Below are 15102 nucleotides of genomic sequence, written 5' to 3'. Positions count from 1 at the left end.
CGTTGCGCGGTCCTGACGGGCCAGCCCGTTGCGTCTCTTGATCCGGCGCGCGACCAGGCCCTGGCGACGCATCGAGTCCGCCACAGTCTTCTCCGAGACCTGCCAGCCGGCCTCACGCAGGTCCGCGTGCAACCTCGGCGAGCCGTGCAACCGCTGGGCAGCGTCGAACGCCACGCCCACCGCGGCGTCGAGCCGGGTCCGCCGCTGCTCGGTCGCGGTCGTGCCACCGTCGGGGCTGCCGGCGCGCTGCAGCCACTTGTACAGCCACGAGATCGACACCCCGAGCAGGGCACAGGCCAGCGTGTGCGGCACCCGGTGGAAGGTCCTCTGGTCGGCGATGAAACGGGCCACGCTCACCTCGTCGCCTCCTTGACCCACAGGACCACGGATCGCTTGAGGACATCACGCTCCATCCGCAGCTCGGCGTTCTCCGCACGCAACCGCTTGAGCTCCTCGACGTCCCCGCGGGACAGGCCCTCGGTCTCCTCACGGGCCTCACGGGCGCGGGCCACCCAGTTGCCCAGCGTGCCCTCGTTGACCCCCAGGTCTCTGGCGACCTGGGCGATCGGCTTGCCCGTCTCCTCGACGATCCGGACCGCCCCGTCACGGAACTCCCGGTCGTATCGCTTCCGTACCTCTGGCATCGCTACCCCTTATAGCTGATGCCTCCCCGATCATGGGGGAACCGCAGCCCGTGTCGGTGCCTGCGCTGTCGGGGTTCATGCCGCAGCCCTCCCCGGCATCGAGGTCACAGCGGCCCCAGCCTCACGGCGGGCGGCGACACGTGCGGTGCGATGCAGACGATCCCGCTCCGCTGGGGTCGTGGCACCGACGACGCAGTACCGGCGGGCCGGGTCCTCCACCAGCAACGCCTCCACCAGACAGATCCCACGAACCCGGCAGCGACGGCACACCGCCAACGCAGACTCGGCAGCCCTCGGACGATCATCGACGGGGAAGAACAACCCCGTGTCCATCCCCCGACACGCCGCCCCAGCAACCCAGCTGCGTTCGCCAGCACCGGTCACACCCCCGAGCCGAACGGCAGGGGATGGAGAAAACTCAACGTTCATCTATGCTCGGTGTCCTTCCGAGTCGATCGAGTGCCTGCTACGGCCACAACATGAGACGAGGAAGACCTCGTGGAGGAGCCCGCCACTAACGGGCTCCTCCACACCACACCCGGTCAGGCCGCGTCCTGGTTCTTGCCCGCCTGCCCACGCTGCGGACCAGGGGAACGCATCCCCGCCGCGCGGAAGCTGTAGGCCACACGCGGACGACCACCCGACTCCTGCACATACGGAGTCACCGTCAGGCCGTCGAACTCCACCGGCCGGAACGGCAACCCCCCAGCCGCCTCCGGCGGCACCGGCTGATGCGCCGCCGCGATCTTCACCACCACCGTCTTCTCCGACCGCCGCGCCTCCGGATCAGCATCCAGCACCGACACAGACCACACCGGCAACCCCGACTCCCGATCCACCTGCTGCACCGGACGCCCCGGCGAAGACTTGTCGAAGTCCCGCACCGCCTCCACCTCCGACACAACGAACGCGCCGTGCGGGAACACATCACCCATCGCCACCACAAACCTGTTGCTCCGCGCCATGCCAGCTCCTCCGTCGTTCGCTCTCTGCGTTCAGCTGCAAGCTCTACGTGAAGCTAGCAGTTGACAGTTAAGCATGTCAACTGAATGGCAACGACCTCTTGACGGGGGTGCTGACCAGCTACAACGCTCGCTGCGTTGGTAGAATTTCCGTGCACCGCGCGCGCCGGGGTGCGAGTGGAACACCGGGCAGCTAGCTAGAGCGGCCGAGCGGGACGGCCAGGAAGTCGAGATCATGGAGCCACTACGACGGACACTGTCGCGGGGCGAGGCGCTGCACGCGCAGATTGCTCGCCACATCGCCAATGACATCTCAGCGGGCCGCCTAATCAACGGCGCGACTCTCCCCTCAACCAAGGTGCTCGCATCCGAGTGGGGAGTTAGCCCCTTCACGATCTCTGAGGCGATGAAGCTCCTTGCTGAGGATGGCCTGATCGTAAACGAGCCGAGGTCCAGGCGGACCGTTCGTGCTCCGAGGCAGGGGCGGCCTGATCTTCGGCGAGACCGCCGCCCGCAAGTGATCTTGATAGGGGGTTATCCAGGTAGCGGAAAATCTGAATTGGCGCGCACTATTGCTCGCGAGGTCGGCTGGGCTGTGATTGACAAAGACACCGTGACTCGCCCGCTAGTGGAACAAGTGCTAGAGGTCCTTGGGCGGTCTCCCCATGACCGCGAATCTGCCGTCTACCTCAAGCAGGTGCGTCCTCGCGAATACGAGGTGGTCGCTGCTGTCGTGACCGAGAATCTCCAGTGTGGTAACAGCGTCATCGCTGATGCCCCTTTCTTGAGAGAGTTTTCTGATCCGGCATGGCTACGTCGCACGATTGACTCCCATGCTGCATTCAATGCAGACACCACCCTCGTTTGGGTTGCCTGTGATGCACGGACGATGCATAGCTATCTTCGTCGGCGCGGAGCAGCCCGGGACGCGACAAAGCTTGCAGATTGGGGGGCGCATCTGGATGGTCTCGATCTTAATTTTCGACCTCCGGTCGACCACTTTGTTGTAGAGAACTCTGCATCAAGTGAGCCGCTTCAGTCGCAGGCTCGCCGGATCATCGAAAAGATCTCAGTATGACCCGCGGGATTCTGCTCTATGGGCCGCCCGCGGCAGGTAAGAACACTGTCACGGCGGCGCTGACTAGCTGCGATATGCGTTTCCACTTGTTTCGTCGTATAAAGTGTGGTCCCGGTAGAACTGATGGTTACCGGATGGTGGATCGATTGGTGTGCGATAGGCTGACTCGCTCCGGTTGTGTAATTTGGCAGAACAGTCGGTACAGCGCTACCTATATTATTGACAGAGTCGGACTAAGGCAAAGTCTCGCTAGCGGTTGGCCAGTTTTGCATCTAGGTCAGCCGGAAGCCGTTGACGCCGTTGTTGCTGCGACTCCAGAGACTCATTGGCTCGTTCTCGCTCTCTGGTGTCCCCGTGATGTGGCAAACAGTAGATTGCAGCAGCGAGGAAGCACCGACCTCCAGGCGCGGCTCGATGCTTGGGACGCCACGCCACTCTTGCCTCCGCCGGCGACGACTTTGGATACCTCGATGGTCACGCCCGTCGACGCCGCCCACCACATCATCGCTTCTTTCAACCGCCATGATGCGTCCGGTGGCTGACCTCGTTGCCGGCGCTGTTCCGCCCGAGCTGGCTTGCAACACGTCGTCTGCCTAGGTCGTGCGTGTTGCCGAATTGTGCTTTAGGGGATCAAGGCGCCGCCTTCGGCGGCGCGGGGTCGGGCACGCCGCCCCCGCCGCTCGCTCACTACACCTCCGGCCCGTTCGCGGCGGCGGGCTCGGCTACCCGACCCCAAACCACCAGGCAGTCGCCTGAACCCCAGAGAGTCGCCGACGGCACGCTTGCACGATGGTCGCCGGTGCTCCTGCTCCGCGTCGTGTCGCGCCGCTGTCGATGCGGGACCGCCGTCCGTCCGCCCTGTAGGCCGGGCGTGCCGCCCGAGGTGCCTCCGGCGGCCGGGCTCCGCCCGAACCCGACACCGCTCGGAGATCGGGGGGAGTGCGGCAGGACTGGTGATCTCCTCACGGCGCGCCGAGACGGCAACCAGGCCGAGGGGCGGGGTGCAAGGCTGAACCCCGTGCCTTGCACCCCGCCCCTCGGCCTGGCAGGGGTGAACCCGCGCCGCGAGGAGATCACCAGCAGGGCCGGGCGCGTGGGAAAAAAGACACCCGACGGGGTCTGATCGTGCAATGAGCGTGCGAGTACTGGCGGACAACCACGGTCACTCACGGTCAGTCGACCGGCGCAGGCCGCGCAGGTGGACAGCGCATTGACCGCAGTCTTCCAAACTGGCTACGCGGGTTCGATTCCCGTCGCCCGCTCAGGTGGTTCTACCAGCGGAAACGGCGCCCACTCCCGATCTTGGGAGGGGTGCCGTTTCTGCTTCGGGCGATTGACGCGGAACGCTCGCATCTGTTCGACCTGCATCGCAGCGCCTCGGTCAATCGCCCGCGCCGACGCCCGCGCCGGGCAGGCGGCGAACCCTGACACCCGGCGGCGGGCTCGCCGCCACGGCCCGAACTCCAACGCTTGCTCGACGTCATTGCCGCTCCGGCCTTCGTGCGCAACGCCCGTCAGGACCTGGTGTGTGCGAACCTGCTCGGCCATGCCTTCTACAGCGTCCTGTATCCCGACCCGGACCACCCGGACCCGTCACTGTCGGTGAACTTCGTGCGGTTCTGCTTCCTGGACCCGCGGGCCCGGGAGTTCTACCCGGACTGGGAGTCGATGGCCGACAGTGCGGTGAACCTGCTGCGCACCGACTCGGGGCGCGACCCGTTCGACCGTGGGATCAGTGACTTGGTGGGGGAGCTTTCCACCCGCAGCGACGAGTTCCGGGTGCGATGGGCGCGGCACAACGTGCGCCTGCATCACAGCGGCACGAAGTCATTCCGGCATCCGATAGTCGGCGAGATGACGATCAGCTTCGAGAGCCTGCCGGCACCCTCGGACCCCGGACTTGTTGTTGTCGCCTACACGGCCGAACCTGGGGAGTCGTCGGCCGACGCCCTGACCCTGCTCGCCGGCTGGGCGGCCGAGCGGGTCGGCGCTTGCTCCGCACAACCTCGGGAGGACACAGCCTTGTCGTAGGGCGCCGCCTCGCGGAGGCCTCGGGGCTTGCGGGGGCCAGATCCGCTCAGCCGGGGTGGCCGGCGGGTGGCTCAACGATCCAGGAGTTGGGCCAGGTGCAGTGCCGGCCGGTCGCGCAGGTCGGCGATCTGGGCGCGGCAGGAGAAGCCGTCGGCGAGTACGACGGCGTCGGGGGCGGTGTCGAGTGCGGGGAGCAGGTTCTGTCCGGCCACGGCGACCGACACCTCGTAGTGGCCGCGTTCGACGCCGAAGTTGCCGGCGAGCCCGCAGCAGCCGGGTCGTCGGGCAGCAGCTCGCGGACGTCGGAGCGCAGCACGGCGGTGCACGAGGGCTCGATGCCCACGATGGGGATGCCGGTGCGGGCGTCGTCGGCGAGTGTGGCCCCGCGAGATCGCGGCCCGGACGCCGGAGACGACGGTCTCCGAGCCGCGGGCGACGGCGACGCCGTTCTCGTAGCCGGTGACCAGACGGTCCCCGGCGGCGGTGAGCAGCCCCAGGCCGGCGACGTTGTCCGAGGTGCGTCCGTAGGCCAGCGAACGTGACCCGCAGGCGTTGTTGCCGATCATCCCGCCGATCGTGCATCGGGGGTGGGTGGAGGGGCCGGGACCGAAACGGACGGTGGGCCTCCCCGCGGCGGCTGGCGACACAGACGATCTCGGGGAACGCGAGATCAGGACGGATGCGTCGGGATCGCATGGCCGTCGGTCAGGTCGAGTGGGGTCGGCGGGCCAGGGGGGGGGGCCGGCCAGTTGGTCCGGACTGGTCGGCCGCCGGCCGGGCTTGGCCATCGGCCCTGACAGGACGCCTCCGGTGCTGTGAGGTAGCCCGCCACTCGCGGCACCTCGTGGTAGCGCAGGCCGAGGTCCATGAGGCCTGGTCGTGTGTGCGCTCCCGATCTCCGCGGCGGCAGCCCGCATCGGAGGAGAGCTGGTGGCTTGCGACGGCTGAGATCTCACGGAGGGTGCGTTCGGATCAGGTGTGGTCGAGCTGCGGTGTGATCGGCCACGAGGTAGGCCCCGACTCGGCGCTCCACGACTCCCACAGCCGCGCGTAGCGTCCGCCGGAGGCGACGAGTTCGTCGTGGGTTCCGTTCTCGACGATCCGTCCCCGCTCCATGACGATGATGCGGTCACACGCCGCTGCCTGGGACAATCGGTGGGCGATGACCAGCCCCGTGCGTCCGCGCAGGGCGGCGTCCGCGGCGCGGTCGAGCTGTGCGGAGTGGGTCGATCCGGCTTCGGCGGTGGCTTCGTCGAGGATCACGAGGTCGGGGTCGGCGAGCAGTAGCCGGGCGAGTGAGACCTGCTGGGCCTGCGCGGGGGTCAGGGCCTTGCCGCGGGTGCCGAGGTCGGTGTCGAGGCCGTCGGGCAGCGTCTCGAGCAGCCCGATGGCTGCGGTGTCGACGAGCGCCGCCCGGATGTGGTCGTCGGTGGCCTCTGGTGCGGCGAGGGTGAGGTTGTCGCGCAGTGTTCCGGCGAAGACGTGTGTCTCCTGGGTGATGACCGCGGTGCGTTGGGGGCGGGCGACGGTGCCGGTGCCCGGTGTATGGATGCCGGCGACGACTGCTGCGAGGGTGGTCTTGCCGGCACCGGAGGCCCCCACCAGGGCGACCCGCTCCCCGGCTGCCACGGTGAGGTCGATGCCGTCGAGAACGAGCGGCGCTGTCGCGTCGTATCGGAAATCGACGTGGCGGACGCTGACGGCAACGTCCGGTCCGCCGGGTTCGGTGCGGGCCGGCGGCGGTGTGGGGGTCGTGCCGACGCCGATGATGCGACCCAGTGAGGCGAGCACGGATTGCAGCTGGTCGAGTGCGAGCAGGAAGCCGTAGACCGGTCCGGTCAGGCGCAGGAACATCAGCGTCGCGGCGGTGGCTGCGCCGATGGTGGACAGCTCTGCTCCGATCAGCCAGTACCCGGTGAGCAGGATCGCGGCCAGGCCCAGGAACTCTGCGCACGTCAGCCGGTTGCCGAACATGTTCTGCACGGTCCGGGCGCGGAGGGTGTGCCCGGACACGGTCCATGAGGCGTCCTGCAGGCGTTGGTGGCGCCGGTCGGCGAGACCGAATCCGAGCACCGTCGCGAATCCGCGCTGGGACTCCACGATCTGCTGGGCGCGGCCGCTCATCGCGGCCCGTTCGGCGCGGTAGACCGCCGGTGCGGTGCGCAGGTACCAGCGCATGGTCAGTACGTACACGGGCAGTGTCACCAGCAGGGCGGCCCCGTAGCGCCAGTCCAGCGCGGACAGCCCGGCGAGGGTGACGACGATGGTGAACGTCGCGGTCGTGACTGCGGGGATGATCTGTGGCGCGGCGTCGACGATCTCGCCGACGTCGTCGCTGGAGCGCGACACGAGGTCCCCGGTGCCGGCGCGTTCGGTCACCGCTTGGGGCAGCGACATCGCGTGCTCCACGAGCTGTTCGCGCAGTTCGGCGAGAACAGCGTGATAGCAGCGGCCGGCCAGGACGATGGTCGCGCCGACGCCGGCCGAGCCCACCGCGGTGGAGACGATCGTGGCGCCGGCGGCCCAGGCCACCGTGACGAGTGTGGCGGTGCCTGCCTGGACACGGTCGATGAGGTCGCCGATCACCACCGGGGTGACGAGGTTGGTCGCGGTGCTCAGTACACCCAGCACCAGCACCCCGAACAGGGTCAGGTGGTGCGGTCGGGCGAGCCGGGTGATCTCGCGGCGGACGGTGCGGGAGTCGGCGACGGGGAAGGCCCGCGGCGATGCGGTGTCGGCGACGCTCATCGCAGGGCGCTCGCATCGGCGACGGCGGCCTCGTCGGGCGCGGGCCGCAGATCGGTGACCTGGTCGCAGACCTCGAGCAGGGCGGGGGAGGCGGCGATGAGGACGGTGGTGCGGTCGCGCCGGAGCTGCGCGAGGCCGCGGCTGATGCGCCCCTCGGTCATCGGGTCGACCGCGGTCGTCGGGTCGTGCAGCAGCAGTACCGGGGCGTCGCGGGCCAGCGCCCGGGCCAGTGCGACCCGCTGTGCCTGGCCGCCGGACAGGCGGTTGCCCTGCTCCCCGAGCTCGGTCCGTGCCGGGTCGGCGACGAAGTCGTCGCAGGCCGCGGCCTGCAGGGCGGCGGCGCGGGTCGAGCAGGATGCGCCGGGTACGTCGAGGTTGTCGGCGACGGTGCCGCTGAACAAGGTCGCATGGTGCGGCGCGACCAGCAGGTGTTCCCGGTAGGCCGCAGGGTCGAGCAGGTGCGCCGGGACCCCGCCGATCCGGACGACGATCTCCGCGACATCGCCGACGCCGCTGCCGCTTCCGTCGCTGGGGTCGCCTCTTTCGTCCACGCCGTGCGGGTCGAGCACGGTCTCGGCGATCGCGGCCGCCGTTCGGTCGTCGGTCCGTACCCCGACCATCTGCCCGGGTCCGGCCCGCACCACGCCCTGCCCGGGCACGGTGATCTCGACCGTCGCGCCGGCCGGTACGGGTTCGCTCGCCCGGTCGGGGCCGGAGGAGCGTTCCGCAGCGGCGCTGAGCACGTCGAGTACCCGGCTGCTGGAGGCGAGTCCGGCGACCCAGCCGGGCACTGCGTTGCGGGAGATGAAGAACAGCTGTGGGAGTAGGGCCTGGGCGAGCCCGACGGCGGCGATCAGCCCGCCGACTGTGAGGGCGCCCTGTACCGCGAACAGCCCGGCGAGCGCGGCGACGACGGCGACGTAGATCCGGCTCACGGCCCCGCTGGTGCCGATGAACCGTCCGAGCAGCGCCTGGTTGCGGTGTGCGCCGCGCAGGGTCTCGCGGCTCGCCGCGCGGTAGCGGCGGGTCGCCTCGGTCTCCGCGCGCATCCCTTTGATCACCCGGTAGCCGTGAACCAGGTCGGTCGCCCGCCCGACGGTGTCGGCCAGCAGTCCCTGGTAGACGCGGCTGTCGCGGGTGAACCGCCCGCTGAGCACGCTGGTGAGCCACAGCGCCACCACCGCCCCCACCAGTGCGACGATGCCGAGGGGCCAGTGGACGAACAGCAGTGCCGCGGCGATGAAGGCGATCGCCAGGATCTCGGCGAGCGCGAAGACCCCGAGCCCGACCATGGCGGTGCGCTGCACGTCGTTGGTCATCAGCGAGACCACGCTGCCGTCGGGCCGGCGTCGTGCGGGCCGGGTGGGGTGCAGCACCGCCCGCGACAGGGTCGCGCGCAGTCGCAGCTGCGCGAGCTGCGCGGCGTGAACGGTGAGTTGTTGTGCGAACCGGGAGCACAGGGCGAGCACCGCGACGTTCACTGCGAGCACGGCCGACCAGAACAGCATCTGGGTGTGATCACCGGTGGCCAGGGCCCGGTCGATGGCGGCACCGACGATCACCGGCACCAGCGACTGCGCCACCATCAGCAGGGTCGCGCACACCGCCGCGGGGACCGTCAGGTGCGTCACCGAGAAGATCACCTGCAGAAAGAACCGCCGCGGCGTGGTCGCGGGGGCCACGACGTAGGGCCGGGCCGTGGGCGTGTCGGGTGCGGCCTGCCCGTACACCGGCAGCCGGCGGGTCAGCGGACCACGCCCGAGCCCGGCGGGATCGTCCCCCATCTCTAGCCCTGCATGCCGGTGAGTGTCTGCTCGATCTGGTCGAGGGCGAAGTTCGCGTCGGTATAGCCGGTGACCTGCGGTTTGAACACCCCGACCCGGTTCGCCCGCACCGCGGGCAGGTCGCGGTAGAGCTGGGTCTGCTGCAGAGCGGTCACGACGGGGCTGAGCCCCCCGTTGAGGTCGGAGCCGAGGAACAGGACCTCGGCGTCACCGACCGATGTCGTGATGCGTTCGAAGGAGACGTTCGCGATCCCGTTCTGCGCCCCGGCGGCCACGACGGTGGCTTGGGGCGAGTAGGTGAACCCGAGCGAAGTCACGATCTGGCCGATGCCTGATTCCGCGGCGAACACCGAGGCGTTGTCGTCGCGGAATCCGGTGACCACGGCGGCCGTGGTGCCGTTGATCTGGTTGGCGTGGGTCTGGATGAGCTGTTGCTTGCGCTGCTCGAAGGCCGAGGCCAGCGTGCCGGCTTCGGCGGTGCGTCCCAGTACGTCGGCGAGCTGGCTGGTGCGCTCGGACCAGCTGGTGGCGTTCGCGCCGCCTGCCGAGACGTCGACGACGTAGGTGGGTGCGATCTCGCGGAGTCTGCCGATCACCTGCTCGTCGTTGAAGGAGGTGGCCAGGATCAGGTCCGGTGATTGTGCGGCGATCTTCTCGAGTTCGGGCTCGGCGGTCTGGGAGGCCACCACGGGTACGTCGGCCAGCGTCGCCGCGTAGCGGTCGGTGACGTTGGCCGGAGCCCACACGGCGGTGCCGACCGGGGCCACCCCCAGGTCGAGGGTGCCCATGGTCAGCAGGAAGTGTGTGGTCACCACGCGCTGCGGGGCGACCGGCACCGTGACCTGCGTCCCGAAGTCGTCTGTCACGGTCCGGGTCTCGGCGGCGCCGCCGGCGGTATCGTTGTCATCGCCGCCACCGCCGCCACTTCCGCAGGCGGTGAGCAGCATCCCCAGGATGGTGGCGATGACCAGGAACCGGATTCTGTTGTCGTTCATGCCGTGGCCGTTCTCTCGTGAGTGGTGGTCGCGCGGTCGCGACCGGGGTAGCCGGTGACCACCAGTGGGCCGCCGTTGAGTGGGTCGGGGATGATCACGGCCTCGATGCCGAACACCTCGGCCAGCAGTGGTGCGGTGAGCACGTCGGCGGGCGGACCCTGGGCCACGATCCGGCCCTCGGACATGACGATCAGGTGGCCGGCGTAGCGGGCGGCGTGGTTGATGTCGTGCAGCACCGCGACGACGGTGCGGCCGCCGCTCCGGTTGAGTTCGGCGAACAGCTCCATCAGCGCCAGCTGGTGGGAGATGTCGAGGAAGGTGGTCGGCTCGTCGAGCAGCAGGATCGAGTTCTGCTGCGCCAGCGCCAGCGCCAGCGCCATCGCCACCCACGCCCGCTGGCGCTGGCCACCGGAGAGCTCGTCGACGGCGCGGTCGGCGAGTTCGGTCATCCCGGTCGAGGCCAGGGCGTGGCGGACGCTGCGCTCGTCGTCGGTGCTCCAGCGCGACAGGACCGATTGGTGCGGGTAGCGGCCGCGGCTGACCAGGTCGAACACGGTGATCCCGGGTGGGGTGAGCGCGGACTGGGGCAGCAGGCCCAGCCAGGTCGCGACGTCCTTCGTACGCAGCGAGGCGATGTCGCGCCCGTCGAGGTGCACGGCGCCCTCGATCGGTGTGAGCAGCCGGGACAGGGTGCGCAGCAGCGTGGACTTGCCGCAGGCGTTGGGCCCGATGATGACGGTGAACTCCCCGTCGGGGATGTCGACCGAGAGGTCGCGACCGATGACCCTGCGCTCGTAGGCCATCGTGACCTCGACGGCCCGCAACGCGGCCTCGTTGTTCACCACGCCGATGTCCTGTTCTCCCGGATGATCAGAGTCATGAGGTAGAGCCCGCCGCCCACGACGGTCACCACACCGACCGGATAGGACTGGCCGGGTACCAGGTGCTGCGCGGCCAGGTCGGCCGCGGCGAGCAGCAGTGCCCCGGCGCACGCCGCGGGGATCAGCGCGTTGCCGGTGCTTCCCGCCAGCCGCCGCCCGATGTGCGGGGCTGCCAGTGCGACGAGCGCGATCGGGCCGGCCGCGGCGGTGACCAGCGCGACCAGCAGCACGCCGACACCGATCGCGTACAGGCGTGTGCGGGCAGGACGTCCGCCCAGTGTCGTGCCGGTGTCGTCGCCCATGTCGAGCAGATCGAGTCGCCGGCCCAGCAGCACCACGGTGAGCAGGATCGCGATCACCCCGAACAGCATCGGCGCTCCGATGTAGGCGAAGTCGGCACCGTTGAGCGTGCCTGCGCCCCACAGCGCGGCTGCCAGGGCCGCGTCGAGATCGGCGGCCAGCACCAGCCAGCTCTCGGTGCTGACGAGCATCGCGTTGAGTGCGATCCCGGCGATGACCAGCCGGAAACCGGCAGCGCCGCCGCCGCGTGAGAGCAGCACCATCGCCGCGGCCACCACGAGCCCTCCGAGCAGGGCGCCGGCGGCCACGACCGCGAAGCCCGACCCGATCAGCACGATCGCCGCGGTACCGGCCAGCGACGACCCGGCGGTGAAGCCGATGATGTCGGGGCTGCCCAACGGGTTGCGGGTGATGGTCTGGAACAGCGCGCCGGCGACGCCGAGCATCGCGCCGAACACGACCGCGGCCGCGGCGCGGGGCAGCCGCCAGCCGACGACGAACAGCTCTGCCGGTCCGGAGGCGTGTCCGGTCAGCGCTGCCAGCACCTCGCCGGGGGAGTAGACGATCTCGCCCAGGCTCAGGGCCAGCCCGGTCACCACGACACACAGCAGCACCAGAGCGCTACAGACCAGTGCCGAGCGGAGCGCGATCCGGCCCGACAGCGGTGGTGTCCGGAGCACGAGTGTCGTCATTGGGTGTTCACCCGCTTGTCCCGGATCAGCCACAGCAGAACCGGGGCACCGACGAACGCGGTCACGACTCCGACCGGGAGTTCCTGGCGGGGTAGCAGCACCCGCGCGATCGTGTCGGTGACCAGCAGCAGGCAGGGTGCGGCGAGCAGGGACAGCGGGACGATCCTGGTGTGGTTGTTGCCGACCAGCAGGCGCACCGCGTGGGGGACCATCAGCCCGACGAACCCGATCGGCCCGGCGATCGCGGTCGCCGCCCCCACCAGCAGGGCGACGGCGAGCACGGTGCCCAGCCGGGCGCGTCGGACCTCGACGCCGAGTGAACGGGCGACGTCCTCGCCCATGGCGATCGCGTTGAGCGGTGTGGCCAGGGCCAGTGCCACCAGGAGTCCGATGACGACGAAGGGCAGGATCGCGCTCAGGTCGGTCACGTCGCGCCCGGCGACCGATCCCACCGCCCATGATCGGAAGCGCTCGAAGACCACGGGGTCACCGAGCCGGATCGTCGTGGTGATCCCGCCCAGCACCGCCGCCAGCGCCACACCGGCCAGTGTCATCCGGACCGGCGTGGCCGGTCCCCGTCCGGTGGCGGCCAGCAGCAGCACGGCGAAGGTCGCGAGCAGTGCGCCCAGCAGTGCCGGCCACACCAGGTGGGCCGTGGTGTCGGTCAGGCCGAGCCCGATGGCCACGATCACCGCGAGCCCGGCCCCGGCGTTGACCCCGAGGATCCCGGGGGCGGCGAGCGGGTTACGGGTGTAGCCCTGCATCAGTGCCCCGGCGCCCCCGAGCGCGGCACCGACGGCGATTGCTACGAGGGTGCGGGGGATCCGGTAGTGCACCAGCAGGGTCCACGCCTCGGGATCGGTGTCCCAGCCCGACACCGCGGCGGCCAGCATCCGCAGCGGGGAGGGTGTCTCGGCGCCGATGGTGAGGCTGGCGAGCACGGCCACGAGCAGCGCGAGGCTCAGCACGCCCAGGCCCCGCCCGATCGACTGCCGGGGTGGGGCGGTGGCGGTGGCGGTGTCGGTCGCGGTCCTCACCGCGCGAGCCGGTGCAGGGTGCTGCGCCAGCCGAGGCTCTCGGCGGCCTCGACACGCAGCCCGGCCCGCTCGATCACCGCGTGCAGCTCGGCCGGTGTGCGCAGACCGGTGCCGTCGCGGGTCAGTGCGAGCAGGTCGGCCTCGGCGTCGTGCTCGTCGAACGCCTCGAGGTCGAAGGTGTCCTCCACCAGCAACACCCTCTCGCCCGCGCGACGCAGCGCATGCGCCGCGTCGGCATCCGGCAGGGGGCCGAGGGCGTCGACGAGCAGGACGGTGTCGGCGGCCGGGGACGGCTCGAAGATCGACTGTTCGGCGATGTCGACCCGTGCGCGGTCGCGGTCGTCCGGGATCGACTCGGGCAGGTCGCGGCGCAGCCAGTCGGCCTGGGCGGGCAGGGCGGGCAGGGCGTGATCCGCATGTGGGGGTGAGCGGCCACGATCTCGCGTGCCAGGGCCCCCGCGCCGACCGAGTGGATCACCAGGTGCTCGACCCCGGTCAGGGCGGTGGCCTTCGCCAGCGGCTCGGCGAGCCAGGTGACCGCTCGTGCGGCCGTCTCCAGGAACCCGTCTTCGTAGGCCTGGTCGCGGCGCAGGGCGGCGAAGTCGTGGCCGGTGACGGCCGCGTAGCTCGCACCGCCGGTGCGGACGGACTCGCCGAGGCCGTAGAGGCCGAGCGACTGGCGCCCGACGGTGCCGTGCGGGTCGAGTGCGTCGGTCCAGATCTCGGTGGTCAGGAACTCGCCGACCTCGGTCAGCGTGTAGTGCCCGGGCGAGCTCTGGTGCAGGACGTCGATGGTGTCCAGGTAGCGCAGCGGCTTGCCCAAAGCCCGCTCGTCACTGCCGGACCGCTCGGCGAGGTCGGCGACGCCGGTGACGCCGCGGGAGATCAGGTCGCCGATACCGAGCCCTGCGGCGACCCGCAGTGCGATCGGTGGGACGAGTTCGCTGAGTTCGTGGAACTTCTCGAACGCCCCGGTCGTCGCGTCGAGGTCCGGCACCGAAGCGTCGTCGGCGAGCGTGACGGTCGCGGTGCGCCGCCAGTAGCCGGTGTGCTCGACGTCGTGCTTGGCCATGCCGCGTTCCTCGACCAGATGTCTGCGGATGTCGCGTACCTCGGCCTGCTCTCCGGCCACCCAGGCGAACAGACGGCCCGGTGACCACTCGAGCTCGCGGACCGCGGCGAGGAGCAGGCCGGTCGTGCCGGCTTCGGTGCCCGCGCGTACGAGCCAGCGCAGCGTGACGCCCGGGAGCCGGCGCAGCGGCTGGATGTGTGACTGTTCGGCGACCTCGATGATCACCTGCGCCTGTGCGTTCTCGGGCAGCTCGTCGAGCAGCCGCGCGATGGCGGGGAGGGCGGTCTCGTCGCCGACGACCAGCAGCTGCTGCGCGCCGACCGGCATCGCCTTCGACGAGCTGGGCCCGCCCAGGTGGATCCGGTCCCCGGGTGCCGCCCGGTAGGCCCAGGTGGTGGCGACGCCGACGCCGTGGCGGACGACGTCGACGTCGAGCTCGCCGGTCTCGGGATTCCACCGGCGGACCGAGTAGGCCTTGGCCAGTGGTCGGCGGCCAGGGGCGAACGTGACGCCGCCCTCGCCCTGGATCGGGAGTACCGGCTCGGTCTCGCCGGGATAGGGGAAGATCAGCCGGATCGAGTCGTCGAACCCCGGCGAGGTGAACGCCGGCCGCTCGAACCCGCCTGCCGAGGTGAAGGCGCCCAACTGCGGGCCGGCCAAGGTGATCCGGCGCATCCCCGGAGTCAGGTCGACGATCCGCGCCACCCGCGCCTCGCGCACGCTGAGCGGGTGCACCGTGACGGGGCGTGAGGTCTTCGGCACGGGTCTCCTTCAGGTCGTGTCGGGTGCGCGCGGTCCACGGCGCGACGGCGGGGGAGTCGAGCCGTCGACGCACAACTTAGGCATCCCATTGCTAACCTGATGGTGCTGAAGCTGCC

At 70.2% G+C, this 15102-nt stretch carries 13 protein-coding genes and 3 pseudogenes; 2 read left to right on the top strand and 14 right to left on the bottom strand.

The features are described 5' to 3' along the window. From Ae150APs1_RS09055 to Ae150APs1_RS09040, 4 genes are all read right to left on the bottom strand, one after another. Positions 1 to 357: IS3 family transposase (locus Ae150APs1_RS09055; protein ID WP_139317632.1), on the bottom strand; the 357-nt coding region annotated here is incomplete at its 3' end. Next, positions 354 to 644, bottom strand: a complete 291-nt coding sequence (locus tag Ae150APs1_RS09050; protein ID WP_075295029.1) for a transposase — start codon at positions 642 to 644, stop codon at positions 354 to 356. The genes Ae150APs1_RS09050 and Ae150APs1_RS09055, both read right to left, overlap by 4 nt. A gap of 75 nt (positions 645 to 719) precedes the next feature. Further along, positions 720 to 1073, bottom strand: coding sequence for a WhiB family transcriptional regulator (locus Ae150APs1_RS09045; protein WP_083680029.1), 354 nt, complete (start codon positions 1071 to 1073; stop codon positions 720 to 722). Between the two features lie 113 nt (positions 1074 to 1186). Continuing rightward, complete coding sequence (locus Ae150APs1_RS09040) at positions 1187 to 1609, bottom strand: plasmid replication, integration and excision activator (RefSeq protein WP_075296907.1); 423 nt, start codon at positions 1607 to 1609, stop codon at positions 1187 to 1189. Between the two features lie 232 nt (positions 1610 to 1841). Between Ae150APs1_RS09040 and Ae150APs1_RS09035 the strand changes: the two genes are divergently transcribed. Together Ae150APs1_RS09035 and Ae150APs1_RS09020 are read left to right on the top strand one after the other, a co-directional pair. Then, positions 1842 to 2684 (top strand): AAA family ATPase, encoded by an 843-nt coding sequence (locus Ae150APs1_RS09035; RefSeq protein ID WP_075296905.1) that lies wholly within the window; start codon positions 1842 to 1844, stop codon positions 2682 to 2684. A gap of 1464 nt (positions 2685 to 4148) precedes the next feature. After that, positions 4149 to 4715, top strand: a pseudogene (locus Ae150APs1_RS09020) (transcriptional regulator); the annotation flags it as partial. Between the two features lie 71 nt (positions 4716 to 4786). On the opposite strand, the pseudogene Ae150APs1_RS32685 reads toward Ae150APs1_RS09020, so the two are convergent. The 10 genes and pseudogenes from Ae150APs1_RS32685 to Ae150APs1_RS08980 all read right to left on the bottom strand — a co-directional run. Further along, positions 4787 to 5070 (bottom strand): annotated as a pseudogene (locus tag Ae150APs1_RS32685) (hypothetical protein); the annotation flags it as partial. A 118-nt stretch (positions 5071 to 5188) separates the two neighbouring features. Further along, a pseudogene (locus Ae150APs1_RS34265) lies at positions 5189 to 5503 on the bottom strand (FAD-binding protein); the annotation flags it as partial. A 184-nt stretch (positions 5504 to 5687) separates the two neighbouring features. Then, positions 5688 to 7463 carry an ABC transporter ATP-binding protein gene (locus tag Ae150APs1_RS09010; RefSeq protein ID WP_075296899.1) on the bottom strand — a complete coding sequence of 592 codons (1776 nt, stop codon included), beginning with the start codon at positions 7461 to 7463 and terminating at the stop codon, positions 5688 to 5690. After that, the gene (locus Ae150APs1_RS09005; RefSeq protein ID WP_075296898.1) at positions 7460 to 9247 is read right to left on the bottom strand and encodes an ABC transporter ATP-binding protein; all 1788 of its coding nucleotides are present in this window, start codon (positions 9245 to 9247) and stop codon (positions 7460 to 7462) included. The genes Ae150APs1_RS09010 and Ae150APs1_RS09005 overlap by 4 nt, the downstream gene beginning before the upstream one ends. Before the next feature lie 2 nt (positions 9248 to 9249). Next, on the bottom strand, positions 9250 to 10242 hold the full coding sequence (locus Ae150APs1_RS09000; RefSeq protein WP_075296897.1) for an ABC transporter substrate-binding protein: 993 nt from the start codon (positions 10240 to 10242) through the stop codon (positions 9250 to 9252). Further along, positions 10239 to 11087, bottom strand: coding sequence for an ABC transporter ATP-binding protein (locus Ae150APs1_RS08995; protein WP_349289877.1), 849 nt, complete (start codon positions 11085 to 11087; stop codon positions 10239 to 10241). The genes Ae150APs1_RS09000 and Ae150APs1_RS08995 overlap by 4 nt, the downstream gene beginning before the upstream one ends. After that, complete coding sequence (locus tag Ae150APs1_RS08990) at positions 11081 to 12115, bottom strand: iron chelate uptake ABC transporter family permease subunit (protein WP_075296896.1); 1035 nt, start codon at positions 12113 to 12115, stop codon at positions 11081 to 11083. Before Ae150APs1_RS08990 ends, Ae150APs1_RS08995 begins: the two co-directional genes overlap by 7 nt. After that, positions 12112 to 13152 carry an iron ABC transporter permease gene (locus Ae150APs1_RS08985; protein WP_212567186.1) on the bottom strand — a complete coding sequence of 347 codons (1041 nt, stop codon included), beginning with the start codon at positions 13150 to 13152 and terminating at the stop codon, positions 12112 to 12114. The genes Ae150APs1_RS08990 and Ae150APs1_RS08985 overlap by 4 nt, the downstream gene beginning before the upstream one ends. Beyond that, positions 13149 to 13340: a hypothetical protein gene (locus Ae150APs1_RS32675; protein ID WP_083680027.1), complete on the bottom strand. Its 192-nt coding sequence runs from the start codon at positions 13338 to 13340 to the stop codon at positions 13149 to 13151. The genes Ae150APs1_RS08985 and Ae150APs1_RS32675 overlap by 4 nt, the downstream gene beginning before the upstream one ends. Next, positions 13274 to 14986: a siderophore-interacting protein gene (locus tag Ae150APs1_RS08980; protein ID WP_083680026.1), complete on the bottom strand. Its 1713-nt coding sequence runs from the start codon at positions 14984 to 14986 to the stop codon at positions 13274 to 13276. The genes Ae150APs1_RS32675 and Ae150APs1_RS08980 overlap by 67 nt, the downstream gene beginning before the upstream one ends. Positions 14987 to 15102 lie beyond the last annotated feature (116 nt).

The sequence above is a fragment of the Pseudonocardia sp. Ae150A_Ps1 genome, assembly GCF_001932315.1.
Lineage (GTDB): Bacteria > Actinomycetota > Actinomycetes > Mycobacteriales > Pseudonocardiaceae > Pseudonocardia.
The sequence above is the reverse complement of the archived record's forward strand: the minus strand, read 5'-3'. Positions and strand labels throughout refer to the sequence as shown.